Genomic DNA, 25605 nt, shown 5'->3' on the forward strand with positions numbered 1-25605 from the left:
TAGGTCCGTACCTGAAAGTATGGAAAGCGGCGGTCACGGCACGATGCGGTATTTCAGCATCATGTCGTGGTCCTCGTGATCGAGCAGGTGACAGTGCCACACATAGCCCTGCAACTCGTCGTGCGATCGGCCCGCGTGGTCGGCGGTGCGGTGCCCACCGTGGGGATCCGCGGTGCCGAGCTCGGTCGCGATCCGGCGGGGGAAGGTCGCGTCGGGATCGAATCCGAGTTCCGCCGCGGTCGGGAACCGGACGATGATGCTGGTGACGGTACCGCCGTCGACCCGCACGATGTCCTTCCACCCGGCTTCCCACGGCTGTGGCGGCACCATCGGACCGGCCAGGAACCCCTCGGCCGAGGGCGCCCATTTCTGCCCGATCGGCGGCTGCGGATGCGCCAGCTGGTAGTCGACCGTGCGCAGGGGTGCCCGCCCGAGGATCCGGAAGGTGACCAGGTGCAGGTGGATCGGGTGCGGGTCGGGCGTGATGTTGATGATGTTCCACTGCTCGACGGTGCCCTGCCGCGGCCGCTCGATCTCCGGGCTGGCGAAGGTGAGATTGTTCAGCGACATGATCGCGGGCGGCACCCGTAGTTCGTACGGCTGGCTCACCGTGACGTCGCGCCGCACCGTCGGCGTCGCGAGCGGCGGCAGCATCGGCGGCCGAGATGCTCCGCCGCGCAACCGTTCCGGCACGCCACCCGGGAAGCCGGGCCGATCCTGTACCCGGAACTGGCAGAACACCGGCATCGCGACTTCGCCGAGGATCGCCGCCTGGAAGACCGGGGCCTCGTCGTTGCGCAGCTCGACGGTGTCCCCCGGCGCGAGCTCGGCGAAATCGACCAGCACGTCCACCCGCTCCCCCGGCGACAACCGCAGCTCGTGCACCGCGACCGGTGCGTCCAGCAGTCCGTGGTCGTTCCCGATCACCCAAAACCGCATCCGGTTACCGAAGAACAGGTTCCACACGCTGAACGACGCCGCGTTGAGCAACCGGAAGCGGTAGAGACCGCGGGCGACCGGCAGGTAGGGCCAGATCGTGCCGTTGACCACTCCGACGTCCCCGACGGCTCCGCCTTCCCAGCCCCCTTGCGGAACGACCGGCGTCGACCGGACCGACTGCTGCCCGTCGGCGGTGAACAGCTTCTCCTGCAATACCAGTGGTACTTCGAACTCACCGACGGGCAGGCCCAGCGGATTCCCGGGCGCACCGGTGTCGAATTCGTCTCGGAGCAGCAGCATTCCGGCCAGTCCGGCGTAGACGTTCACGCGGGTGATGCCCATCGCGTGGTCGTGGTACCACAGGTGACCGGCGTCCTGCGCCAGCGGGAAGTCGTGGTCGATATCGCCGCCGGGATGGACCAGCTGTTCGGGATGCCCGTCACTGCCGGGCGGTGTCACCCCACCGTGCAGGTGCAGCGAGGACGGCGGCGCGGTCCGAAAGCTCTCGTCGACGCCGTGCAGGCTGGTGTCCATGTCGGCGGCCAGCGGATGCGTGGCCATCCGGTTCGCAAAACGCAGGCGCAGCGGTGTGCCCGCCCGATGCTCGATGATCGGGCCCAGGTAGGTCATCCCGTTGTATCCCAGCGCCTGCGATTCCGGCAGATCGCGGTGGAAGCGATGGGAGGTGGTCGAGGCGACGAGGTCGAGCCGGTCACCGCGCACCACCGGCGAGCGGCGCATCTCGTCGACGAACGGCTCGACCGCCGGCGAATGGAACAGCAGCGGACTGCGCACCGGCGGCGTCGCCGCGGCAGTCGCCTCGAACAGCGTCGCGCCGAGCAGTCCTGCCCCGGCGGCACGCAGGAAACCACGGCGTTCGATCGGATATCCCATGGCCGAGCCCTTTCCGGGCTGCACCGTCGCACGCACCGCCGGGCGAACATACCATTGGGTACAGTTGCCAGTACCCGCTTGGATGTTGCCGGGCGGTTCGATCCCCTGCCTGCGAGATCACCGCGTCACCGGACAGTGCGCCCGACTGATCGGCCGCTTTCCGGGCTCGGGCGCATCAGCCGGTCGTAGCGTGGACACGGGCAGCTCTCTCGTCGCATCAGGTGCCGGTGCGGTGCAGACGACCGGTCCACTGGACCGGAATCCCTGCACCGGGGCGGGGATCGCGAGCCGGGCGGCCCGAGCCTCGCGCGACGGTGGAACGCTTCACCAGCGAGGCCCAGACGATCGCCCTCGGCCACGACACCGCCTACGGTCCGGCCGCCGGTGTCCGCACCACCGACCTGCCCGCGGCGAACGTGTGGTCCGCGCCCTTCGGCACGGCACGGTCTGGCTCAACGACTTCGGTGTCTACACCCCGGCCGCGAAATGGGGCGGCTTCGGCCGCTCCGGCCGCGGCGGCACCTCATTTGGCGTCGCCGTAGCACTGCACCACCGCTGTGGTGAAGGGGAAGCGCACCGGAGTCGCGCCGAAGGCCAACCGGCCCGCGGTGTCGGCGGCGGTGGCGATCGCTTCGACGACCATCGCGGACTCCTCCTCCGGGCAGTGCACGATCACCTCGTCGTGCTGGAAGAAGACCATTTCGGCGCGCAGCCCCGCACTGGCGATCGCCTGGCGGATGGCCGCCAGGACGAGCAGTGCCCAGTCGGCGGCGCTGCCCTGGACGACGAAGTTCCGGGTGAACCTGCCTCGCGCTCGCGCCGCGGGAGTCCCCACGAAGACCGCGCCGTTCTCCTCGGCGATATCCGGCAAGGTGGCCGCTACCGGTGGACAGGTGCGGCCCAGCCAGGTGCGGACCAGGCGGCCTTCCTCCCCCGCGTGTGCCGCGTCGTCGACGTAGGCCACCGCGGCGGGATACTGCCTGCGCAGACCGGCCATGTGGGTGAGGGCGTCGCCGGAGGTCTGACCGTAGATGGCGCCCAGCAGCGCGAGTTTGGCCTGCGCGCGGTCGCCGCCGAAGCCACGGGCCGCCAGGTCGGCGTACAGGTCCTCGCCGCGACCGGCCACGTCCATCAGGGCCGGGTCACGCGAGATCGCGGCCAGGATGCGCGGTTCCATCTGATCGGCGTCGGCGACGACCAGCGACCAGCCGGGGTCGGCGCGGATCGCCTGCCGGATCACTTTCGGAATCTGCAGGGCGCCACCACCATTGGTCGTCCAGCGGCCCGACACCGTGCCACCGGGCAGATATTCGGGCCGGAAGCGGCCGCCGTGCACCCACTGTTCGAGCCAGGACCAGCCGTGCGCGGTGTGCACGCGGTAGAGGGATTTGTAGGCCAGCAGCGGCGCGACCGCGGGGTGGTCGATCTGCTGGAGTTCCCACTTCCGGGTGGAGGACACCATGATTCCGGCCCGGGAGAAGGCCTTGACGATGTCGTTGGGCAGATCGGGCCGCACCCGCACTCCGCCGCCGAAGGCCCGCGACACCTCGTCGGCGAGTTCGGCCATCCGGCGGGGTTCGAGCGCGCCCGGAAATCGTTCGCCCAGCATCGTGTCCAGCAGCGCGCGATGGATGTCGGCGCGCCACGGAATCCCGGACCGCGCCATCTCCGCGGCGACCAGCATGCCCGCCGACTCGGCCGCCAGCAGGAGGCGCATCCGTTCCGGATGCTCGGTCCGTGCGGTCCTGGCGACCTGGCGCTCGTACACCGCGACCAGCGCGGCGAATTCGTCGGTGCCGGGCGGCAGCGGCACCGGGCCCGATTCGAACAGGGAGGGCTGGGTCTCGGCGGCGCGGACGGGAGCGTCCGGCGGGACGGCCAGACCGTGCAGGCGCGCCCACGCCGCAGCCAGCGAGCGGGCCTGGCCGGACTGTCCTTCCTCGTGCCCGATCAGCAGCGCCTCGGCGGCCTCCACGTCGTAACAGCGTTCGACCCGCACCCCGGCGGCGAGCAGGGTTCGGTAGATCTCGGCGGTCGATCGCCACACCCACCGCTCGACCTCGGGACGCGAGCGCACGGCCTCGGCCAGCGACGGCTCGTCGAGGATCGGGCCCGCGGGTCTGCCCTCACCGTCCAGCGGACACAGGCGAGCGCCACCGTCACCCGTCTCCGCCACTGCCCATCGCACGTGCCGAGTCTGGCATCGGGGTCCGACACACCGCGGTCACCGTCCGGCGGCGGTGAGCTGGTGGTCGGCTTCCAGCAGCATCCACCCGCTCAGCTGCACCGAGAGATCGCGGCTCAGGTTCGCCGCCGACGCCGTGCCCGGCCCCTCGAGATGGAGCAGCGAGCTCGGATACTCCGCCTCGGCGATCGGGCGGCTCCAATCCATACCGAACAGTGGCAGCCCGTCGACCTCGGCGCGATGCGCCCACGCCGCCCGTGCCGACGTGTGCACGATGGCCGCGGCGGTGGTATCGCCCAGGGCCAGCGCGGTTTCGGCCAGGTAGCGCGCGAGGATACCCATGAACAGCCCGGAATCGTTCGCGGTGGCCGCGAGGATCACGCCCGCGTTCGTCAGCTCGGTCCCGGCTGCCGCGACGAGCGCCGCCGCGCGGTCACGGTGCGCGGCTTCGCCGGTGCGCACGGCCAGTTCGGTCTCCAGCCCGATCGCGACGCCCTGGCAGTAGGTGTGGACGGTCCGGTTCACCCGTCCGTCGGGCTGGTGGACACCGTCGAGGGTCAGTCCGGTGTCGGAGTCGCGCAGGCGGGTGTGCAGGAAGTCGGCGAGTCGCCGCGCGCGGGTGAGATCACCCAACCGGGCCAGCGCGATTCCGGTGGGACCGACCGCCGGCGTGTTGTAGTAGCCGTCGCCTGCCCGCCACGGCACCGCGCCGACCTCCGCGTTCCAGCCGTCGAGCAGGCCCGACCGCAGGTCATCGATCGCGGCACCGAAGCGGAGGTCGAGCAGCCGGTCGGCGCGTTCGAGGGCCAGCGCCAGCCACGCCATGTCGTCGTAGTACCGGTTGGTCCAGCCGGTGACGTTGCGGGTGCGGATACCGAGCGCGAGGGCGGCGACCCGGTCCTTGCGGGCTGGCGTCGGGTCGCGCTGGGCGGCGTCCACCGCGCAGTCGACCAGGTGGGCCTGCCACCAGTAGCACCAGCGCCCGAACGACTGTTCCACCGGCGACGCGGGCCAGACCAGCGCCCCGAGGGCGCGCTGCGGCAGACCCCACAGCGAGCGCACGTGCCGGGCCACGATCGCCCGTTCCGCCAGCTCCGCACGCTGCCCGGACGCCAGCGCACCGGCGCTCGCGGGCCGCCGGATCGTGCCGGCCCGCGGCGGTTGCCCCAGCACCCCGACTCCGATCGCGGCACCCGCCGCGATCAGCGCACCGCGCCGGCTGATCCCCTCGTTCCGGCGAACCATCCGCTCGGACTCTCCTTCCGCACGACGACGTCCGAGCCGGAAACCGTACCGCTGGGGCGTCGGTCCGCGATGGCCGGAACTTGAACTGTTCCGGTGTACCGCGAGAACGTTCGGCGGAGCCGGAGGCTGCCCGGCCGGTGTCGGCCGCGCAGTCCCGGACGGGTCGGTCAGCTCAGGTGATGGACCTCCTGCTTTCCGTACACCGGGGTCGGGATCTGTTCGAATCGGGCCTTCAGCTGGAGCGCGAGATACAGCGAGTAGTGCCGGGACTGGTGCAGATTGCCGCCGTGGAACCACAGGCCCCGCTGCTGGGTCGGCTTCCACATATTGCGAAGTTCCCCTTCCCATGGTCCGGGATCTTTCGCTGTGCCGGAACCGTACCCCCAGCATTTGCCGACGGCGTCGGCGACATCCTGGCCGATCAGATCGGCGGCCCAGCCGTTCATCGAGCCGTAGCCCGTAGCGTAGACAACGAGGTCGGCGGGCAGTTCGGTGCCGTCGTCCAGGATCACCGCGTCCTCGGTGAGTTCCCTGACCTGACCGTGCGCCAACCCGATCTCGCCGTCGGCGACCAATTCGGCGGCGCCGACGTCGATGTAGTAGCCGGAGCCGCGCCGCAGGTACTTCATGAACAACCCGGAGCCGTCGTCGCCCCAGTCCAGGTCGAACCCGGCGCGTTCCAGGCGCGCGTAGAAGTCGGCGTCGCGTTCACGGATGGCGTCGTAGATCGGGATCTGGAATTCGTGCATGATCCGGTACGGCAGCGAGGCGAAGGTGAGATCGGCCTTCTGCGTGGTCATTCCGGCCGCGAGCGCCCGTTCGGAGTACAGGTCGCCCAAACCGAGCTCCATCAGCGAATCCGACTTCACGATGTGCGTCGACGATCGCTGCACCATGGTGACCTCGGCACCGGCTTCCCACAGGGCCGCGCAGATGTCGTGCGCCGAATTGTTGGCGCCGATCACCACCGCGCGCTTGCCGGCGTACCGATCCGGTCCGGGATGCCGGCTGGAGTGGTGCTGGTCCCCGCGAAAGCGTTCCATCCCGGGGAAATCCGGGATGTTCGGCTTGCCCGACATGCCCGTCGCCAGCACCAGGTGCTGTGGTCGCAGCACCACCCGCTCGCCGTCGCGCTCGACCTCGACCGTCCAGGCGCCCGCGGCCTCGTCGTAGCGGGCCGAGGTGCAGGTGGTCTTGGACCAGTACGGCACCTCCATCACCTTCGTGTACATCTCGAGCCAGTCGCCGACCTTGTCCTTGGGCGCGAACACCGGCCAGTTGTCCGGGAACGGCAGATACGGCAGGTGGTCGTACCAGACCGGATCGTGCAGGCACAGCGACTTGTAGCGCTTGCGCCACTGGTCACCGGGCCGGTCGTGCTTGTCGACGACCAGGGCGGGTACCCCGAGCTGCCGCATCCGCGCACCGAGGGCGATACCGCCCTGCCCGCCGCCGACGATCAGGACATACGGCTGCCGGGCGTAGCCGAGTTCCCGCTGTTCACGTTCGCGCTGCTCGGACCAGGTCACCCGGTCCCGGTCGGCGCCGTGCCGCACGCCCTTGGGCCTGCGCGTGCCCTTGCCCTCCTCGTGGCCCTTCAGCTCCTGTAGCGCGGTCAGCAACGTCCACGCGCCCTCGTCGGTGAGTCGCAGATGACCGGCGCCACGGCCCGCGCCGGTCTCGAAACCGATCCACGCGCTGATCACCCCGTCGGCCTCGGTGGGCGGTTCGGTGGTGTGGAATCCGGACGGATCGGTATCGGCGAGCTGGGCCGCCAGCAGGTCGGCCACGCCCGAGCGGCCCTCGACGGTCTTGATGTTCCAGGTGAACGCGACCAGGTCGCGCCAGAAGCTGTCGGTGGCGAACATGCCTGCCGCGGTATCGATATCGCGTGCGGCCAGCGCCGCCTCGAACGCTGTCAGCCAGGCGTCCACCCGCTGCTGCGGTCCGGCCGCGTCCGATCCGCGCAGCGCGGGATCGAGTGTCTGGGTCATCGAATCCTCCTCCACAATCTGTGACCTAGAGCACACGCCACCGGGGGTCGATGGCACAATCGTTGCAGTGCGTTGCACCAGCGTTCGACCGGATGAAGGGGTGAGAAGCGTGAGCGATTTCGGCGCCGTCGAACCCGGGACCGATCTGTCCGGCTACGCGCGCGACCTCATCCGGATGCACGACGCCGTCATCGGCGGTGGCCGGTCGCCGCTGCGGCCGCGGCCGCTGGTCGCGCGCTCGTGGTCGCGGGTGCTGGCGGCCGGTCTCGTGCCCGATCGTCCCCGGGCCCGCACGATGTTCGGCGTGGACGACGTCGAGCGGCGCCGTCGCGAATCCTCGCTCGCCGCCGTGATCACGGAGCTGACGCAGACGGTGTCGTGCCTGGCCGACGCGTCATCGCAGCTGATGCTCGTCGTCACCGACGCCGAGGGCGTCGTGCTGTGGCGGCACGGGTCGGCGAAGGTCCGCCATCGCGCGGATTCACTGGGTTTCCGCGAGGGCGCGCGCTGGACCGAGGAGGCGGTCGGCACCAACGCGATCGGCACCGCGCTCACCGAAGCCGCTCCGGTGCAACTGTTCTCCGGCGAACATTTCGAACAGTTCCAGCACCCGTGGTACTGCACCGCGGCCCCGATCCACGACCCGCGCACCGGCGAACTCCTCGGCATCGTCGACATCAGCGGACCGGCGCTGACCCTGCATCCGGCCATCGCTGCGCTGGTCGCCACCGGTGTGCGACTCGCGGAGTCGCAGCTGTGGCGTCATCACGAGGACCGACTCGCCCGGCTGCGCGCGGCCGCCGCACCCGCCCTCGTCGCCCTCACCGGCCCCGCCGTGCTGGTCGACGAGCACGGCTGGGTCGCCCAGGCGATCGGCGTCGCCGCCACCCGCCGCGTCGCGGTACCGCACGCCGACCGCGCGATCGCCGTCCCGGGGCTCGGACCGTGCGTCGCCGAACAGCTCGCCGACGGCTGGCTGATCCGCCCGGACACCGGTTCCCGCAGCACCCGGCTCGAGCTCGACCTGTCCGGGCCGCCGACCATCAGCGTGCCCGGCGGCGAATCCGGGTGGCGCAGTGCGCTGTCGGCCCGCCACGCCGAGATCCTGCTGCTCCTGCACCTGTCCGGCCGATGCGGCATGACCGTCGTCCAGCTGAGCAACGCCCTGTTCGGCGATCCCGACCATGCCGTCGCGGTCCGGGCGGAGGTCTCCCGGTTGCGCCGGGTGCTCGGCGCCGTGCTGACCAGTCGCCCCTACCGCTTCACCGAATCCGTCCAGCTGACCATCGAACTCGGTAACGCCGAGCACCTGTCGGACTGCGATTTCGTGCGCCACACCGCGGGCCCGGCGCTGCGTGCCCGGTGTGCTCCGCGGTCCGCGGCTCAGTCCTGATTCCCGGGCGTGCCCCGTTTGTGGTCGCCGAAGGGCTCGTCGCGTTCACGGACGGCTGCACGGAATCCGACGGTGGCCGCACGGAGCTGGAAGGCATAGCCCTCGCGGGTGTGGCGGGAGATGCCGTCGAAGACGGTGCTGACCATGCCGGAGTTGGCGACGCCCTGGGCCAGCAGACTGGAGTTGAGCGCCAGTTTGGCCATCATGAGCTGGTTGACCGGCATCCGCGCGATCCGTTCCACCAGAGCTTCGGTGCGTTCGTCGAGTTCGTCGGCGGGCCAGGACTCCACCGCCAGGCCCCACTCGGCGGCCTGCTTGCCGGTCAGGCAGTCGCCGGTGAACAGCAGGCGTTTGGCGCGCTGGTCGCCGAGGCGGTGGGCCCACATGCCCGCGGCCGGGATGCCCCAGACCCGGGTGGGCGGATAGCCGATCTTGGTGTCGTCGGCGCAGATGATCTGGTCGCTGTAGAGGGCGATATCGGTACCACCCGCCACGGCGAAGCCGTGCAGTTTGGCGACGGTCGGCTTGTTCGCGTGCAGCAGGCTGGCGAAGCCGCGATTGAACCGGCTCATCATGGCGTAGTCGAGCATCGGATCCCAGGTGCCCCACGGGTTGTGGTTGACCGCCTGCGCGATCGGGTCCACCACGGTGCCGGTGACTTCGTCGGATCCACCCGCGCTCGCGAAACCCTGCTCGGCGAACAGGTCCAGGTCGTAGCCGCCACAGAAGCCCTTGCCGCGCCTCGAGACCAGGATGACGTGCACGCGGGGATCGAGATCGGCCCGCTCGACGGCGTGCGCGAGATCCACCGGCGTATCCGGGGTGATCGCGTTGCCCTTGTCGGGTCGGTTGAAGGTGATCCGGGCGATCCGGCCGTCCCGCTCATAGGTCAGCGTGCGGTACTCCCGCGGCCTGCCGAATATCGACTACGCCGGGTAGGTGCGGATCTCGGTCGCTTTGACCGACGCCCACAGTGCCGTCCCCCCGTGCAGGCGCAATTCCGCGACGGTCGCGGGTGTGACCTCGGCCAGTACCGGTGGCGCGCCGTCGAGACGCACCCTGGTGAGGTGCGCGTGCTGTTCGATCCCGGTCACCGTGGTCTGCCAGGTGTTGCGCGGACTTCCGACGGGCGGCTCGGGGTACAGGCTCACCGCGTGCGGCGCGAACGCGAGATGGACAGCGCCGGCGGTGGGTTCGGCGATCGTCAGCACGCCGCCGCCGTCCAGCCGGACCGTGGTGCCCTCGGCGATACCGCGATAGAGGTTGAGCCCGACCAGCTGGGCGACGTAGTCGGTGCGTGGTCGCTGGGCGACCTCGCTCGGCAGCCCTTCCTGCACGACGCGGCCGTTCTCGATGATGACCAGCCGGTCGGCCAGGATCATCGCGTCCAGCGGATCGTGCGTCACCAGCACGGTGTGGCCGGCGAAGTCGCCCAGATGGCGGGCGAGTTCGGCCCGCACCTGGAGCCGGGTGGCGGCGTCGAGCGCGGCCAGGGGTTCATCGAGCAGCAACAGCTCGGGTTCGGTGGCCAGCGCGCGGGCCAGCGCGACACGCTGGGCTTGGCCGCCCGAGAGCGCCCGGGGCTTGGCCGCCAGGTACTCGCCCAAGCCGACACGCTCGAGCCAGCGCGCGGCACGCTCGTTCGCGGTACGCCGGTGCACGCCGCGCGCGCGGAGGCCGAAGGCGACATTGTCCAGCGCGCTCATGTTCGCGAACAGCAGATAGTCCTGGAACACGACCCCGGCCGCCCGGTGCTCCGCCGGAACGAATCGGCGCGGCGGGGTATCCCAGACGTGATCGCCGAGCCGGATGAATCCGTCGTCGAGCGGCGCCAGCCCGGCGAGTGCGCGCAGCGCCGTGGTCTTGCCCGCGCCATTGGGTCCGAGCAACGCCACGACCTCACCGGGGGCGACCTCGAAGGCGATGTCGAGAGTGAACCGCGACCGCCGCACCCGCAGCGAAACATCCAGTGTCACAGTGGTCCTCGCGTCCATCGGTCACGCAGCGCGGCGAGCACCGCCACCGAGACCGCGAGCAGCACCAGGCTGAGCACGATGGCGTCCTCGGGGTCGGTTTCCAGCGCGAGGTAGACCGCCAGCGGCATCGTCGTGGTGGTGCCGGGGAAGCTGCCCGCGAAGGTGATCGTGGCACCGAACTCCCCCAGTGCCCTGGCCCAGCACAGCACCGCCCCGGCGATCACGCCGGGCATGACCGAGGGCAGTGTCACCCGCCGGAAGGTCAGCCACCGCGACGCGCCGAGTGTCGCGGCGGCTTCCTCGTAGCGCGGGTCGGCCGCCCGCAGCGCGCCTTCGACGGAGATCACCAGGAACGGCATCGCCACGAAGGCCTCGGCGACGATCACACCGGCGGTGGTGAACGGCAGCGAGAAACCGAACCATTCGTAGAGATACCGCCCGATGACGCCGCGACGGCCGAGCACCAGCAGCAGCGCGACACCGCCGACGACCGGCGGCAGCACCAGCGGAACCGTCACCAGGGCCCGGATCATGCCGCGCCCCCGCACCTCGCCACGGGCCAGCAGCCAGGCCAGCGGAATGCCGAACACCACGCACACGAGCGTCGCCGAGGTCGCGCACACCAGCGACAGGCGCAGCGCCTGCCCGACCTCGGCGCTCGTCAGCCGCTCGGGCAGCGTGCGCCAGGGCGCGCGCAGAAGCAGCCCGATCATCGGCAGGACCAGGAAGGCCAGCGCGCACACGGCGGGCAGCACCAGGATCAGCGGTCGCCGTCCCCGTACCGCCCGCCGTCGCGTCGTCCCGATCACGGCGAGTCGAACCCGGCTCCGGCGAACACGGCCCGCGCCGCGTCGGACCCGACGAACGCGACGAACGCCGCCGCGGCCGCGGCATTGGGGGCCTTCGCCAGCGAGGCGATCGGGTAGTCGTTGATCGCCGTCGTCGACTCCGGGAAGTCCAGGCCCTGTACCTTGTCGCCGGCGGCCCGCACATCGGTGCGGTACACCAGCGCGGCGTCGACCTCACCCAGCGTGACCTTGGTCAGCACCGCCTTGACATCGGCTTCGCGAGTATCGGGCCGCGGGGTGATCCCGGCGGCCTCGAACACCGTCTTCGCCGCCGCGCCGCACGGCACCTGCTCGGCGCACAGGGCGATCTTCTCCTCCGGCTTCGCGAAGTCGGCCAATCCGGTGACCTGTCCCGGGTTGCCGCTCGGCACGGCGATCTCGAGGCGGTTGCGCACGAAGGTCACCGGCTCCGCCGTGATCTCGCCCGCGTCCACCACCTGCTGCATGTTCTTCGGCGCCGCCGAAGCGAACACGTCGACCGGGGCGCCCTGCTTGATCTGCTCGGCCAGCGCGGAGCTGGCGCCGAAACCGAAGACCACCTTCGTTCCGGGATGGGCCGCCTCGAACTGCTTGCCGAGCTCGGTGAACGTCCCGGTCAGCGACGCCGCGGCGAACACGGTGACCGTGCCGCCGATCTCGTCGCCCGGCGCCTGTTCGGCGGCGGTGTCGTCGCCGCAGCCGCCGGCGGTCAGGGCGACCGCGCCGACCAACAGCGCCACGCCGATACTGCGAATCATCCTCGACCTCATCAACTTTCCGGGATTTCCACGACCACATGGGTGGACTTCACCGAGGCGACGGTGATGCTGCCGACCTCGAGCCCGAGCTCGTCGACGGACTCACGGCTCATCAGCGACACCAGCCGGAACGGTCCCGCCTGGATCTCGACCTGCGCCATGACGGTGTCCTTGACGATGCGGGTGACGATCCCGCGCATCCGGTTGCGCGCCGAGGTGGCGACGGTGGTGCCCGGCGGGGCCGGCTCGCTGTTCTGCTGCAGGAACTCCGCGAGCTCGCGCCCGTCGATACCCTTGCGGCCGCTGTCGAGCTGGATCGCGGTGAGCCGGCCCTGGTCGATATGCCGGCGGACGGTGTCATCACTGACACCCATCAACGCCGCCACTTCACTGATCCGCAAATTCGACACAACGGGAGTGTAGGCGGCGCATCTACGGTAGAGATAGCGGATAGGTACCGAACTTCCGGAACCAACACCGTGCCACCGCCGCGGTAGGGTCCAGTGGCGTGGTCGTGGTGACCTCGCGCGGGTTCCTCAGCCAACCGACACGAAGGGGCATGCCATGCACCTCGGCGGTACGACCATCCGGGCCCTGATCGCGACGGCCGTCGTCGCGGCACCACTGTGCGCCCTCGCGCCGCTCGCCGCGGCCGACCGCGGCCTGCTCGACGACGCGATCACCCTCACCAGCGGCGGCCGGTGCGTCGGGCACGTCCATTTCGCGACGGTCTTCGGGCCGAACACTCCGTATTTCGGACTGGTCAGCGCCCTGCACGGCATCGGTCCGTGCGCGGTGGAGGTCGCCGTCACCTGGCGCAATCTCGATACCGGGGCCACCGGCACCGTGCGGCAGCAGGTCTACGGGACCGGCGGCACGCAGATCTCGTTCGATCCCGGCCCGGGCCGGATCACCGGCACGCTCACCACCGACGCACCGCACAAGCCGGGCACCTTCGAATTCCTGCGCACCGCGCAGTAGTCACCGCGGTGCCGGGGACCTGTGTGCCGGCGGGGTCTCTGCGACGATGTCGACATGAGCACCGCCGCCCGACCGGGTGTTTTCACGACCGGCACGCTGGTTCTGCTGTCCGCGCTGTATTTCGCGCAGGGCCTGCCGTTCGGCTTCTTCACCCAGGCACTGCCGGTGGTGCTGCGCGAATCGGGCTATTCGCTGGTGGTGATCAGCGCGTCGGGTGTGCTGTTCCTGCCGTGGGCGCTGAAATTCCTGTGGGCGCCCTACGTCGACCGGTACGGCACCCGGCGCACCTGGCTGCTGGTGCTGCAGCTGTCCGCGGCGGCGATCGCGATGCTGCTGGCCTGCCTGGACCTGTCGTCGTCGCTGCGGTGGCTGTTCGTCGGCATCGTGGTGGTGAATCTGCTGTCGGCGACCCAGGACGTGGCGACCGATGGTCTCGCCGTGCGCCTGCTGGGTCCCCGCCAACGTGGGCTGGGCAACGGTATCCAGGTCGGCGCGTATCGGGTCGGCATGATCGTCGGCGGCGGCGCCCTGCTGTGGCTGTTCGCCCTGGCCGGGTGGCGGGTGTTGTTCCTCGCCATGGCCGTGCTGATCGCGCTGACCACGGTGCCGGTATGGCTGCTGCGCGAACCCGTCGCCGACCGTCCGCCGCGGCCGCATCCGGCCCGCCTGCTCGGCGCCTGGTTGACCCGTCTGCGCCGGCCGGGCATTCTGGCTGTCATCGCGCTCCTCGGCGCGTTCAAGTTCGGCGACTCGATGGCGTCCGCACTGACCGGCCCTTTCCTGTCCGACGCCGGGCTCGATCTCGGCCAGATCGCGCTGATCAAAGGGGTGCTCGCCTCGGCGGGTGCCCTCGCCGGGGCCGGCCTCGGAGGCTGGCTCGCCTACCGCTTCGGTCGTCGGCACGCGCTGCTGATCGGCGGTGTCACCCAGACGGCGAGCATCGCGCTGTATCTGTTCGCCGCTCTCGGCATCGGCGGATTCGAACTGCTGGTCACCGCGACTCTGGCCGAGCATGTGTTCGGCGGTGCCGCCACCGTCGCGGTGTTCGCGCTCATGATGGATGCCACCGACACCGACCACGCGGGCAGCGACTACACGCTGCTCGCCTGCGCCATCGTCGTCGTCCAAGGGGTGGCGGGCCTGGCGGCGGGGGTGATCGGGGATCTCGCGGGCTATCCCGCGCTGTTCGCGACGAGCCTGGTCCTGTCCGGACTCGGCTGTGCCGCACTGATTCTCGGTCTGTCCCGCGGGATGGGGCCGGCCGGCGTGCGGCAGGCGCTCGCGGACACCGGCGCGGCTCCGTGTCCGGACCCGGAGCCGACGGCCGCGACGTCTGCGAGACTGGGCCGGTGAGCGATGCCGATGCGGGAACCTATGTCGAACCGGGCGAATTCCGTCGCGACACCAACTACATCACGACGCGGATCACCGCCGACGGCCGCGACGGCTACCCGGTCGAGCCGGGTCGCTACCGGCTCGTCGCGGCGAGGGCCTGCCCCTGGGCCAACCGCACGCTGATCGTGCGTAGATTGCTCGGTCTCGAACCGGTGCTCTCGCTCGGGCTGTGCGGCCCCACCCACGACAAGCTCAGCTGGACCTTCGATCTGGACCCGGGCGGGATCGACCCGGTTCTGCGCATCCACCACCTGCGCGACGCGTATCTGGCCCGGTTCCCGGACTATCCGCGCGGCATCACCGTGCCCGCGGTGGTCGACATCCCGACCGGCCAGGTGGCCACCAACGACTACGCCCAGCTCACCCTCGACTTCTCCACCGAATGGACCGCCTACCATCGCCCGGGCGCGCCACAGCTGTATCCGAAACCGCTGCGTGAGCAGATCGACGAGATCAACCTCGACATCTTCCGCAACGTCAACAACGGCGTCTACCGCTGCGGTTTCGCCGGCGCCCAGGACGCCTACGACGCCGCCTATGCTCGTCTGTTCGCCGCCCTCGACCGGTTGACCGAGCGGCTGAGCACCCAGCGCTACCTGGTCGGCGACACCATCACCGAAGCCGATGTGCGGCTGTTCACCACGCTCGCCCGCTTCGACCCCGTCTATCACGGCCATTTCAAATGCAATCGCAGCAAGCTGACCGAGATGCCGGTGCTGTGGGCCTACGCCCGCGACCTGTTCCAGACCCCCGGTTTCGGCGACACCATCGACTTCGGCCAGATCAAGGAGCACTACTACGTCGTCCATCGCGACATCAACCCCACCGGTATCGTCCCGGCGGGGCCGGACCTGTCGAATTGGCTGACGCCACACCACCGCGAGGAACTGGGCGGGCGCCCGTTCGGCGACGGCACCCCGCCACCGCCGCCCCTGCCCGCCGAGCAGGTACCGCCGGTCGTGTGAGATCGACTGCGCCACACCGGTACCGGGGCGAGCGGACACTATCGGCATGCCCGAATTTCTGCCGCCCGTGGTGGACGCCGACCGATTCACCGCGACACCGCAACCGACGCTCCTCGGTATCGACGACCTGACATTGCGGCCGTGGACCGAGAGACATGCACCTGCACGCCCGGCTGCGCACCGATCGCCCGGCGGCCGCTGAATACTCGCGATCGAGCGCGCCCTCTCCCCTCTCGGGAAATATCGGTTGCGACAAGACCCCGGGGTGCGAACAATGAGCGGCCGATGCCAGGACCTGCACAAAGCGGTCCGACGACCGGGCGCGCGGCGATGTACCGGGCGAGAGCAGGACGAGGGTGGTTCATGTTCGACGTGATCATTGCCGGGTGCGGGCCGACCGGCGCGATGCTGGCTGCCGAATTGCGGCTGCACGAGGTGCGGGTCCTCGTGTTGGAGAAGGAACCCGAACCCGTGTCGTCGTTCGTGCGCATCGTCAGCCTGCATATGCGCAGTCTCGAACTGATGGCCATGCGCGGACTGCTGGATCGCCTGCTCGAACGCGGGCGACAGCGCTCGGTCGGCGGCATCTTCGCCGCCATTCCCACACCCGCGCCCGAAGACCTCGATTCCGCGTACCCCTATCTGCTGGGCATCCCGCAGCCGATCCTCGATCGGCTGCTCGGAGACCACGCGATCGCGGTGGGTGCGCAGGTCCGGCGCGGTTGTCCCGTCACCGGTTTCGAGCAGGACGACGAGGGTGTGACCGTCGAACTCGCCGACGGGCAGCGGCTGCGGTCGCGCTACCTGGTCGGCTGCGACGGCGCGCGCAGTACGGTGCGCGCACTGCTCGGCGTCGGCTTCCCCGGCGAACCCTCGCGTACCGAAACGCTCATGGGCGAGCTGGAAGTGGGTGTGCCACAGGCGGAGATCGGCGCCACGGTCGCCGAGATCCAGCCGACCAACCGGGTATTCAGCCTCGGCCCCTTCGGTGACGGCGTCTATCGCGTCGTGGTCCCCGCCGTGGGAATCAGCGAAGATCGCGCGGCACCGCCCACCCTCGCGGATGTCGAGCAGGCGTTGCGTGCCATCGCCGGAACCGATTTCGGCGTGCACTCCCCGCGCTGGCTGTCCCGCTTCGGCGATGCCACCCGGCTGGCCGAACACTACCGGGTCGGCCGGGTGCTGCTGGCAGGCGATGCGGCGCACATCCATCCGCCCGCCGGCGGTCAGGGCCTCAACCTGGGCGTTCAGGACGCCGTCAATCTCGGCTGGAAACTGGCCGCACAGCTGCACGGCTGGGCACCGGAAGGGCTACTGGACACCTACGAGGCCGAACGTCATCCGGTCGCCGCCGCCGTGCTCGACAACACCCGTGCTCAGGTGGAACTGAACTCGACCGAACCGGGCGCGCAAGCCGTCCGCAGGCTGCTCACCGAACTGATGGATTTCGACGAGGTGAACCGCTATCTCATCGAGAAGATCACCGCGATCGGCATCCGCTACGACTTCGGCGACGGCCCCGATCTGCTCGGCCGCCGACTGGGAAATATCGACCTGACACAGGGCCTGCTCTACGACCGGCTCCATCGAGGCCGCGGCCTGGTACTCGACCGCACCGATCGGTTGACCGTCGACGGCTGGACGGACCGGGTCGATCTCATCGCCGATCCCACTGCGGCACTGGATGTTCCGGCGGTACTGCTGCGTCCCGACGGCCATGTGGCCTGGATCGGTGAGCACCAGCAGGAACTGAACGACCACCTCGCCCGCTGGTTCGGCGAGCCCGCCGACTGATCGGCTGCTTCCCTCCCCCTTCTACTGTATACACGAATCCGGGTCCTCATGAGGCGCCGAATTGTGGTCCATAATCGCTCGCGAAATACCGAAACCACCAGGTGAGGAGTAGCGGGGATGGCCTATGTACTGGAATTCGGGGAGATCGATCGCACCCGGGGCGCGCTCGTCGGCGGCAAGGGCGCGAACCTCGGTGAGCTGACCCGGATCGACGGCGTCGACGTGCCGGACGGCTTCTGCGTGACGACGGATGCCTTCGCACGCGCGGTGGCGGGCGCACCCTCGATCGACGACCTGCTGGACGAGGTATCGCGCCTCGCGGCCGACGATCGGGCGGCGATCGCCGCCGTCAGCGCCCGCGTGCGGCGCGCGATCGAAGGCCTCGTGATTCCCGAGGACATCGCGGCCGAGATCCTGGCCGCGCATGCCCGGCTCGGTGTGCGCGGCGCCTACGCGATCCGGTCCAGCGCGACGGCCGAGGACCTGCCGACCGCGTCGTTCGCGGGCCAGCAGGACACCTTCCTGAACATCGCGGGGCCCGCGGCGATCCTCGAGCACGTCAGCCGATGCTGGGCGTCCCTGTTCACCGAACGAGCCGTCACCTATCGCCTGCGAAACCATTTCGACGAGAAGTCGATTCGGATGGCGGTGGTCGTGCAGCGGATGGTGTTCCCGCGCGCTTCGGGCATCCTCGTCACGGCCGACCCCGTCACCTCCGATCGAACGGTCGTCTCCGTCGACGCCGGATTCGGACTCGGTGAGGCGCTCGTCTCCGGTCTGGTGAACGCCGACCTCTACCGGGTCCGCCACGACGCCGTCACCGACCGGACGATCGCCACCAAGAAGCTCGCCGTCGAGTCCGCGCCCGCGGGTGGCACGCGGGTACGTGAGATTCCCGAGGAGCGCCGCGACGAACCGGTGCTGTCCGATGCCGAGGTGCTGCGGCTGGCCCGGCTCGGCCGCCGGATCGAAGCGCATTTCGGCAGTCCGCAGGACATCGAATGGTGCCTGGACGGTCCGGATCTCCGGATCGTCCAGAGCAGGCCGATCACCACGCTGTTCCCGATTCCCGTGGCCGCCGACGACGAGAACCGCGTCTATGTGTCGGTGGGCCATCAGCAGATGATGACCGACGCGATGAAACCGCTGGGGATCTCGATGTGGCAGCTGACCAGTCGCGCGCCCATGCGGGACGCGGGCGGCCGGCTGTTCGTGGACGTCACCGAGATGCTGTCGTCACCGGCGATCCGCACCGGTCTGATCGACGGGCTCGGCAAGTCCGATCCGCTGATCGGGGACGCACTGCGGTCCGTCGTCGATCGAGGTGACTTCCTCCGCCCGGCGGCGGAGGCCGCCGCCGGGCGTGCACCCGCCGGTCTCCCGGCACCGGGCGCGGCGCCCGCGCCGATCGCGGCCGATCCCGACCTCGTCGCCGAACTGGTCGCCGACATCGATGCCTCCATCGCCACACTGCGGAGCGAGATTCCGAACTACTCGGGCCCGGCGCTGATCGATTTCGTCCGGGCCGACATCCAGGAATTGCAGCGGACGGTGTTCGCGCCACGCAGCCTGCGGGCGATCATGTCCGCGATGGAGGCCACCGAGTGGCTCAACGACCGGATGTGGGAATGGCTCGGCGAGAAGAACGCCGCCGACGTCCTCCTGCAGTCGGTCCCGGGCAATGTGACCTCGGAGATGGGGCTGGCGCTGCTCGATGTCGCCGATGCGATCCGTCCGCACCCGGAGGTGGTGGCCTACCTCCAGGAGGTGGAACAGGCGGGTCCGGGTCCGGCCGGCTTCCTGCCGGAGCTGGCCGAACGTTCCGGCGGCCACGAAGCACGGGCCGCGATCGAGGATTTCCTGGACAACTACGGCATGCGCTGTGTCGGCGAGATCGACATCACCAGGCCGCGCTGGCGCGAAAGCCCCACCACGCTCGTGCCCACGATCCTCGGCAATATCCGGAACTTCGGCCCCGGCGCGGGCAAGCAGCGCTTCGACGACGGCCTGCGCGAGGCCGAACAGGCGAAGCAGCAGCTCCTGGATCGGGTGCGCGCCCTGCCGGACGGTGCCGCGAAGGCCGAGCAGACCGCGGCGATGATCGACCGCCTCCGCACCTACTCCGGCTATCGGGAGTACCCGAAATACGGCATGGTGAGCCGCTACTTCGTCTACAAGCAGGCACTGCTGCGCGAAGCCGGCCGGCTGGTGCGCGACGGCGTGTTGCGCGAACCCGAGGACATCTTCTACTTCCGATTCGACGAACTCGGCGACGTGGTCCGCACCCGGCGTGCGAGTGCCGAGCTCATCGACGAGCGCAAGAACGCGTTCCGCGCGTATCAGTCGCTGTCCGCACCCCGAGTGCTCACCTCCGACGGTGCGGCACTCAGCGGCGCGTACCGGCGCGAGGACCTGCCACCGGGCGCGCTGCCCGGGATGGCGGTCTCGGCCGGAACGGTCGAGGGCCGCGCGCGCGTCGTGTCCGATATCGGGCAGGCCGACCTCGACCCGGGCGACATCCTGGTGACCGCCTACACCGACCCCAGCTGGACTCCGCTGTTCGTCGCGATCCGGGGCCTGGTGACCGAAGTCGGCGGCCTGATGACCCACGGTGCCGTCATCGCCCGCGAATACGGCCTGCCCGCCGTCGTCGGCGTGGAACACGCCACCGAGCTGATCCGGGACGGGCAGCGCATCCGCGTGCACGGTACCGACGGCTACGTCGAGATCCTGACGCCGGACGAGTGACGGCGGCGACGCGGCCTTCGGTACCCACACCGCCGGGTCGGCGGCCCGCCCCTGCGGGCCGCCGCCGCGCGGTCTAGACGACGACCTTGGCGGTGATCAGCAGGTTCCAGATCTCGCCCTGGTCGACGACCTCCACGCCGAGCTTGTCCGCCTTGGCCAGTTTGCTGTCGCCGACCCCCGCACCGGTGATGAGCAGATCGGTGTTGGCCGAGACCGAGGAGGCCGTCGTCGCGCCCGCCTGCTCACACAGGCGCTGGAAGGTCGGGCGGGCCACCTTCTCCCCAGACCGAGGGTCGCTGATGGCGCCGGTGATCACCACCGTCTTGCCTTCCAGGGGCGCACCGGCCGCGACGACCGGGGCGAGGTCTTCCTCGCGCACGTCCAGATCGACACCGGCCGCACGCAACCGCTCCAGCTCCGGGCGCAGGCGGGTGAGGTGGGCGACCAGGGAGGCGGCGACCTTCGGCCCGATGTCCTCCACCGCCACGAGGCGTTCCTCGCCCGCGTCGGCGACCTCCTCCAGGGAGCCGAATCCCGCGCGGGCCAGACGAGCGGCGGTGCCGTCGGAGGCCATCGGGATGGCCAGGCCGATCAGTGCGCGGCGCAGGCCGACCCGGCGGCTCGCGTCGATCGACTCGATCATCCGCGCGGCCGACACCTCGCCGATGCGATCGAATTCGAGCAGGCGCTCCTGGGTGAGCGTGTAGAAGTCCGACGGGTGTTCCAGAATGCCCGCCTCGGCGAGCCGTTCGATCCACACCTGCCCGATGGCATCGATGTCGGCCGCCGCGCGCGACGCCCAGTGGATCAACCGGCGAACGGTCTGGGCGGGACAGGCGACATTGGTGCAGAACAGCTCTCGGCTGTTGCCCTGTTCGGTCACCGGCTGCCCGCACGAGGGGCAGACGGTCGGCGGCACGATCTCGCGCTCCGCGCCGGTGCGCTTCGCCGCGTCGAGCACGCCGGCCACGAACGGAATCACATCACCGGCGCGGCGCACCAGCACGGTGTCACCGATCTTGATGTCGCGGGCACGGATCACCTCCTGGTTGGCCAGCGTCGCCTTGGTGACGGTGGTGCCGCCGACGAACACCGGCTCCAGCCACGCGACAGGCACGATCTTGCCGGTCTTGCCGACGTCCCAGACGACGTCGGCCAGCAGCGTGGTCTTCTCCTCGGCGGCGAACTTGAACGCGAGCGCCCCGCGGGGCGAGTTCGACCGGGTTCCGGCCGCCGCGTAGGCATCCCGGTCGGCCAGGCGCAGCACCGCGCCGTCGATGTCGTAATCCAGGTCGTTGCGGCCCTGCTCGATCTCGGTGATCGCCGCCTGCGCCAGTGCGGCGTCGGCGCATACGCGCATCCGCGCGCCCTCCACGCCCAGCGCCTGTAACCCCGCGCCGAGGTCGTGCGCGGCGCGGTCGTCGGCGGTGTCGAGGTCGAAGCCGAAGAATTGCAGGCGGCGCGCGGCGACCGTGGCCGGGTCCTTCGCCCGCAGCGTGCCCGCCGCGGCATTGCGCGGGTTGATCAGTGGCTTGTCCGGGTGCGCCGCGTTGTAGGCGGCGAAGGTCGACCGCAGCATCACCGCCTCGCCACGCACCTCCACGCGCCCGGGGTGCTCGATCCGCTCGGGAACCCCGTCGACCAGCGCGCGGACCAGCATGGTCACGTCGTCACCGGTGGTGCCGTCGCCCCGGGTCACGGCCCGCACCAGTCGTCCGTCCTCGAAGACCAGCGCCAGCGACAACCCGTCGAGTTTGGGCATCACCACCACCGGCTGCCCGGGGAAACGCTGGAAGAACGCCTCGACCTGCTCGGGTTTGGTGGCCTTCTCGAGCGACAGCATGGGCCGCGAGTGCCGGATCGGCGCATGCAGTACCGCGGGCGCGCCGACCTCCTCGAGCGGATTCGGGTCGGGCGTGAGCTCGGGGTGCGCCGCGATCAGCGCACGCAACTCGTCTTCGATCGTGTCGTACTCGGCATCGGCGACCAGTGGCGAGCCCTGATAGTAGGCGTCGCGCAGCGCCACGATGCGATCGGCGAGTTCCTGGATACGTTCCCCTGTTTCCACAGCACGCGACGCTACCGATTCCCACCGACACCTCGGACGAGCAGGGCTTCGTAGCAGTGCGCGCCGACCGGCGACCACATGGCGGGCCACTCACGAAATCCTCACGGTACGGGCGGCAGTATCAGCGGCGGATCAAGGCCCGGCCACCCTGACCGAGCAACCCGACGCCCATGGCGCCTCCTCGCGCACCATGGGCCCGCACTGCCGAGCTGCCCGCGCAGTGCGGATCGCTCGGTGGTCGCGGCCCCCTGATCCGGCGCACCCGCCGACCGAAACCCCTGGCGGGTGCGCCTCTTCCCCCGCATTCGATGCGGTCAGGCCGGGGCGGTGCGCCGAATCGCCTGCAGCCGTTCCGTTGTCGGCGGATGCGTGCCCAGCCACCGGCCCCGCGCCGCGAGCAGTGTCGAGGCCGGCGACGACTCGTACGGAAGCCACTTCCGTAGTGCGCCATGGAGATCGCGACCGTACCCGAGGTCGACCGCCATCCGGTCGGCGGCGAACTCCGCCCACCGCGAGCGTGCCGCCGCTTGTCCCCGATTCGGATGGAACCACGTCGCACTCGCCACTGCGCAACCGATCACGAACCACAGCGCGAGCACGACCACGGCCGCCCAGAGACCGACCCCGATTCCGGCGACGTACACCAGCACACCATTGAGCACCACACTCGGCAGCGTCAGCAGAAATCCACCGGTGTATTCGCGAATCCTCCCCACCCGGCCGAGTTTACGGATACCCATCGACACGCCGCGCGGTGAGACGAACCACCATCGCTTGCCGCCGAGTAACTGGCGTGCCATGGTGGAAACGAGCCCGGACATCGGGCTTCCGGACGAGGGGTGCCGTACCCGGAGCGCGACAAGACGGCCCGAGGAGGGCTGTCATGTCATGGATTCTGCTCGTCGTGTCCGGTTTCCTGGAAGCCGTGTGGGCTACCGCTCTGGGCAAATCCGAAGGCTTCACCCGGCTCCTGCCGTCGGTGGTGTTCTTCGCCGCGCTGCTCGCGAGTATGGCCGGATTGGCCATCGCGATGCGCGAACTTCCGATCGGCACCGCCTACGCGGTCTGGGTGGGCATCGGCGCGGTCCTCACCGTCGCCTATGCCATGGCCACCGGCGAAGAGCCCGTCACGATATTCGAGCTCGTGTTTCTGACCATGATCGTGACCGGCGTGGTCGGGCTCAAACTCGCCCACTGATCACGACGCTCCTGGCTGCCCGGATGCCGCCTCGACGCGAACCGTGCCGGCACCGGTCGGGCGGCATCGGGAGAGGGTTTATCGCCGCGATCAGTGATCCGCTCGGATTCCCCGGACCACGAATTCCGGTCACGTCGGCAAGCAATTCACGTTCTTCTCGATCACGCATCGCATGCATTTCCTGCAGTGACTGCAATTCGTCTCCGCGTTGCGTCCTTGTGGCACAGCGCAACCGCTGGCACAATTGCTCCGAAATTGCCGAGGTCTCGCTCTTCCCTCCCGCTGAAGGGTAGTCCATGCCGCAGACATCGAAGGCGCGAAAGACCGCACGGTCGGCCGAGGCAAGAGCCGGTAAACGCCGTTCAGCGGCACGCGGGAGCGCGTCTGCCGCGATTCTCACGGCACTGGGTGTGGCATGGCTCGAGGTGCAGAGTGTCGGCGCGGTCGCAGTGGCCGCGACGACGGTGCTGATCGTTCCCGGCACCGGCACCAGCGACCCGTCGGTGGCCCACAACTTCGAAAGCAACGCTTATCAGAACTTCATCGACCCCGGCGCGCGAGGTTGCACCGACAACGCGTGTCCCGGAGTAGTTTTCGTTCCCGTCCCGTACGACGCGTCGCTGTGGCCGGTCATCTCGTCGCAAGGCGGGACGGTTGCCAGCGCGGAGAAAGCCGCCCTGGCGGGGCTGACGCCCCAGGACAAGAACCGGCTGGCCTTCGTCCTCATCGCCAATCCGAACCGCCCCAACGGCGGGATCATCGAGCGGCCGGTGCGTTTCGGCGAAATCCCGGTCGCCGACATCAGCTTCGGGCCGCCCACTCCGACCGACACGGGCATCGCGACCACCGATATCGCCATGCAATACGACGGCATTTCGGACTTTCCGGCCTATCCGCTCAATGTCCTCGCCGACGCGAACGCCCTGCTGGGCACCCTGCTGATCCACCCTTCGTATCTGCAGCCGAAGGGCAACGGCGCGGGCAGCGAACCCGAGGCGGGCGCGGCGATCTACGGATACCGGGACCCGGCCGACTACATCGCACAGCAGAACTGTGATGAATACCCGGAGAACTGCCAGATCCACGGTGGCACCCTCTACAAGACGATCCCCAGTCCCGAGGGCACCTTGCCACTGCTGTATCCGCTGCGCGCGGTCGGGCAGCACACGAACGCCACGAACGTCACCGAACCCGCCGCCGCCCTGCTGGAACCGGCACTGCGGGTTCTGATCGAAACCGGATACGACCGCACCGACTACGCGACGCCGACGCCGCTGCGGTTCGATCACCCACTCGACCCGAGCAAGACCGCCACCTTGCCGGTGGACCTGCCCGCCGCCATCGACCAAGGCATCGCCGACGCCGTCGCAGAAATCGACAACCCGTCACACACCCCGGACCGCACCCTGCCACCCGCGGCAGCGCTGGCCGATCTCGACGATCTCCTCCCGCCGAACCCGATAGCACCGCTCCTCCACGACTTCCTCACACCCGCCCCATAAGGGCACACCCGAAATGCCTGGTGCTTGATACTGCACGGGACCCGCGCTGGTCCAGGCACTGCTACTCGCCCCGCGCTACGGTCGGGAGACGAACCCGGCGCGGCACGTCCACCACCGGTCACCCGCACGTCATCCATGGCCAGGACGTCAGCGCTTCCCACCGAAGATCGTCCCGAACAGAGGAGTTCCATGAAGAAGACACTCGCCGCCGCCGCCCGCGTCGCGGCCGCCGGGGTTTCCGGTCTGGCGTTCGTCGCCGTCATCGGATCCGGCACCGCACAGGCGGCACCTCAGGATTGCCGCGTCGAGCGGGACCTCTTCGGCGCATCGGCGACCTGCCAGCCCGACGGGGGCAGCAACTACGTCCTGCACGTCGACTGCTTCGGTCTCTACGCCAACGGCCCGTTCCCGATGTACACGATCGGCGGCTACACCGTCCTGAGCTACCCGTTCGAGCCCATGGGCCAGCGCATCTCGGCAGCCTGTACCGGAATGGGCCCTGGCGTTGTCGCTGCCGCCACCAACGCCTACGTCGAGATCTACCGCGGCTAGCGAACTCCGCTCCGAACGAGCGGCGTGCGCTGTGCGGTGATCACCACGCACAGCGCACGCCGCTTCGTTCTCGTCGACGATCCGCTCCGCAGCGTCCCGTACGCGGCGAGCGGGTTCGGCTGGTGTCCGAGCAGATTCGACTCGATGTCGGGTGGGCGAAAGGATGCCGATCGGCAGACCGGACCGGTGAC

19 protein-coding genes, 2 pseudogenes and 1 riboswitch are annotated in these 25605 nt (G+C 69.7%); of the genes and pseudogenes, 10 read left to right on the forward strand and 11 right to left on the reverse strand.

The window, feature by feature from the left end; all coding sequences use genetic code 11:
- Window positions 1-33: 33 nt before the first annotated feature.
- A complete protein-coding gene (locus tag NV348_RS34360) occupies window positions 34-1833 on the reverse strand; it encodes a multicopper oxidase family protein (protein WP_447150648.1) in 1800 nt (599 codons plus the stop codon).
- Window positions 1834-2135: 302 nt separating this feature from the next.
- On the opposite strand from NV348_RS34360, the pseudogene NV348_RS34365 reads away from it, so the two are divergent.
- A pseudogene (locus NV348_RS34365) lies at window positions 2136-2350 on the forward strand (aldehyde dehydrogenase family protein); the annotation flags it as partial.
- Window positions 2351-2356: 6 nt separating this feature from the next.
- Here the strand turns inward: NV348_RS34365 and NV348_RS34370 are convergent.
- From NV348_RS34370 to NV348_RS34380, 3 genes are all read right to left on the reverse strand, one after another.
- A complete protein-coding gene (locus NV348_RS34370) occupies window positions 2357-4021 on the reverse strand; it encodes a bifunctional 3'-5' exonuclease/DNA polymerase (protein WP_447150649.1) in 1665 nt (554 codons plus the stop codon).
- Between the two features lie 36 nt (window positions 4022-4057).
- Complete coding sequence (locus tag NV348_RS34375; RefSeq protein ID WP_447150650.1) at window positions 4058-5263, reverse strand: glycoside hydrolase family 76 protein; 1206 nt, start codon at window positions 5261-5263, stop codon at window positions 4058-4060.
- Between the two features lie 167 nt (window positions 5264-5430).
- On the reverse strand, window positions 5431-7257 hold the full coding sequence (locus NV348_RS34380; RefSeq protein WP_447150651.1) for an NAD(P)-binding domain-containing protein: 1827 nt from the start codon (window positions 7255-7257) through the stop codon (window positions 5431-5433).
- A 109-nt stretch (window positions 7258-7366) separates the two neighbouring features.
- Between NV348_RS34380 and NV348_RS34385 the strand changes: the two genes are divergently transcribed.
- Window positions 7367-8650, forward strand: coding sequence for a sigma-54-dependent transcriptional regulator family protein (locus NV348_RS34385; protein ID WP_447150652.1), 1284 nt, complete (start codon window positions 7367-7369; stop codon window positions 8648-8650).
- Here the strand turns inward: NV348_RS34385 and NV348_RS34390 are convergent.
- From NV348_RS34390 to NV348_RS34410, 5 genes and pseudogenes are all read right to left on the reverse strand, one after another.
- Window positions 8641-9561 (reverse strand): annotated as a pseudogene (locus NV348_RS34390) (crotonase/enoyl-CoA hydratase family protein); the annotation flags it as partial. The gene NV348_RS34385 and the pseudogene NV348_RS34390 overlap by 10 nt on opposite strands.
- A gap of 15 nt (window positions 9562-9576) precedes the next feature.
- Window positions 9577-10626 (reverse strand): sulfate/molybdate ABC transporter ATP-binding protein, encoded by a 1050-nt coding sequence (locus NV348_RS34395; protein ID WP_447150653.1) that lies wholly within the window; start codon window positions 10624-10626, stop codon window positions 9577-9579.
- Window positions 10623-11432 (reverse strand): molybdate ABC transporter permease subunit, encoded by an 810-nt coding sequence (modB, locus tag NV348_RS34400; RefSeq protein ID WP_447151212.1) that lies wholly within the window; start codon window positions 11430-11432, stop codon window positions 10623-10625. Before modB ends, NV348_RS34395 begins: the two co-directional genes overlap by 4 nt.
- Window positions 11432-12211, reverse strand: coding sequence for a molybdate ABC transporter substrate-binding protein (modA, locus tag NV348_RS34405; RefSeq protein ID WP_447150654.1), 780 nt, complete (start codon window positions 12209-12211; stop codon window positions 11432-11434). The genes modB and modA overlap by 1 nt, the downstream gene beginning before the upstream one ends.
- Window positions 12212-12222: 11 nt before the next feature.
- The gene (locus NV348_RS34410) at window positions 12223-12621 is read right to left on the reverse strand and encodes a TOBE domain-containing protein (RefSeq protein WP_447150655.1); all 399 of its coding nucleotides are present in this window, start codon (window positions 12619-12621) and stop codon (window positions 12223-12225) included.
- Window positions 12622-12775: 154 nt separating this feature from the next.
- On the opposite strand from NV348_RS34410, the gene NV348_RS34415 reads away from it, so the two are divergent.
- The 5 genes from NV348_RS34415 to rph all read left to right on the forward strand — a co-directional run bounded on the left by NV348_RS34415 (window position 12776) and on the right by rph (window position 20094).
- A complete protein-coding gene (locus tag NV348_RS34415) occupies window positions 12776-13192 on the forward strand; it encodes a hypothetical protein (RefSeq protein WP_447150656.1) in 417 nt (138 codons plus the stop codon).
- A gap of 54 nt (window positions 13193-13246) precedes the next feature.
- Entirely contained in the window at window positions 13247-14545 is a 1299-nt protein-coding gene (locus NV348_RS34420) for an MFS transporter (protein ID WP_447150657.1), read from the forward strand.
- On the forward strand, window positions 14542-15552 hold the full coding sequence (locus tag NV348_RS34425) for a glutathione S-transferase family protein (protein ID WP_447150658.1): 1011 nt from the start codon (window positions 14542-14544) through the stop codon (window positions 15550-15552). The genes NV348_RS34420 and NV348_RS34425 overlap by 4 nt, the downstream gene beginning before the upstream one ends.
- A gap of 363 nt (window positions 15553-15915) precedes the next feature.
- The gene (gene rox / locus NV348_RS34430; RefSeq protein ID WP_447150659.1) at window positions 15916-17346 is read left to right on the forward strand and encodes a rifampin monooxygenase; all 1431 of its coding nucleotides are present in this window, start codon (window positions 15916-15918) and stop codon (window positions 17344-17346) included.
- 117 nt (window positions 17347-17463) lie between these two features.
- Window positions 17464-20094, forward strand: coding sequence for a rifamycin-inactivating phosphotransferase (gene rph, locus NV348_RS34435; protein WP_447150660.1), 2631 nt, complete (start codon window positions 17464-17466; stop codon window positions 20092-20094).
- A gap of 73 nt (window positions 20095-20167) precedes the next feature.
- Here the strand turns inward: rph and ligA are convergent, their stop codons facing one another.
- Both ligA and NV348_RS34445 read right to left on the reverse strand, forming a co-directional pair.
- Complete coding sequence (gene ligA, locus NV348_RS34440) at window positions 20168-22162, reverse strand: NAD-dependent DNA ligase LigA (protein ID WP_447150661.1); 1995 nt, start codon at window positions 22160-22162, stop codon at window positions 20168-20170.
- Window positions 22163-22476: 314 nt separating this feature from the next.
- Complete coding sequence (locus NV348_RS34445) at window positions 22477-22962, reverse strand: M48 family metalloprotease (protein ID WP_447150662.1); 486 nt, start codon at window positions 22960-22962, stop codon at window positions 22477-22479.
- Between the two features lie 6 nt (window positions 22963-22968).
- Window positions 22969-23035: riboswitch (guanidine-III (ykkC-III) riboswitch) on the forward strand.
- A gap of 10 nt (window positions 23036-23045) precedes the next feature.
- On the opposite strand from NV348_RS34445, the gene NV348_RS34450 reads away from it, so the two are divergent.
- The 3 genes from NV348_RS34450 to NV348_RS34460 all read left to right on the forward strand — a co-directional run bounded on the left by NV348_RS34450 (window position 23046) and on the right by NV348_RS34460 (window position 25414).
- On the forward strand, window positions 23046-23360 hold the full coding sequence (locus NV348_RS34450; RefSeq protein ID WP_447150663.1) for a DMT family transporter: 315 nt from the start codon (window positions 23046-23048) through the stop codon (window positions 23358-23360).
- Between the two features lie 410 nt (window positions 23361-23770).
- A complete protein-coding gene (locus NV348_RS34455; RefSeq protein ID WP_447150664.1) occupies window positions 23771-24862 on the forward strand; it encodes a PE-PPE domain-containing protein in 1092 nt (363 codons plus the stop codon).
- Between the two features lie 189 nt (window positions 24863-25051).
- Window positions 25052-25414, forward strand: a complete 363-nt coding sequence (locus NV348_RS34460; RefSeq protein WP_447150665.1) for a hypothetical protein — start codon at window positions 25052-25054, stop codon at window positions 25412-25414.
- Window positions 25415-25605 lie beyond the last annotated feature (191 nt).

It is taken from the genome of Nocardia fodinahabitans (assembly GCF_052983615.1).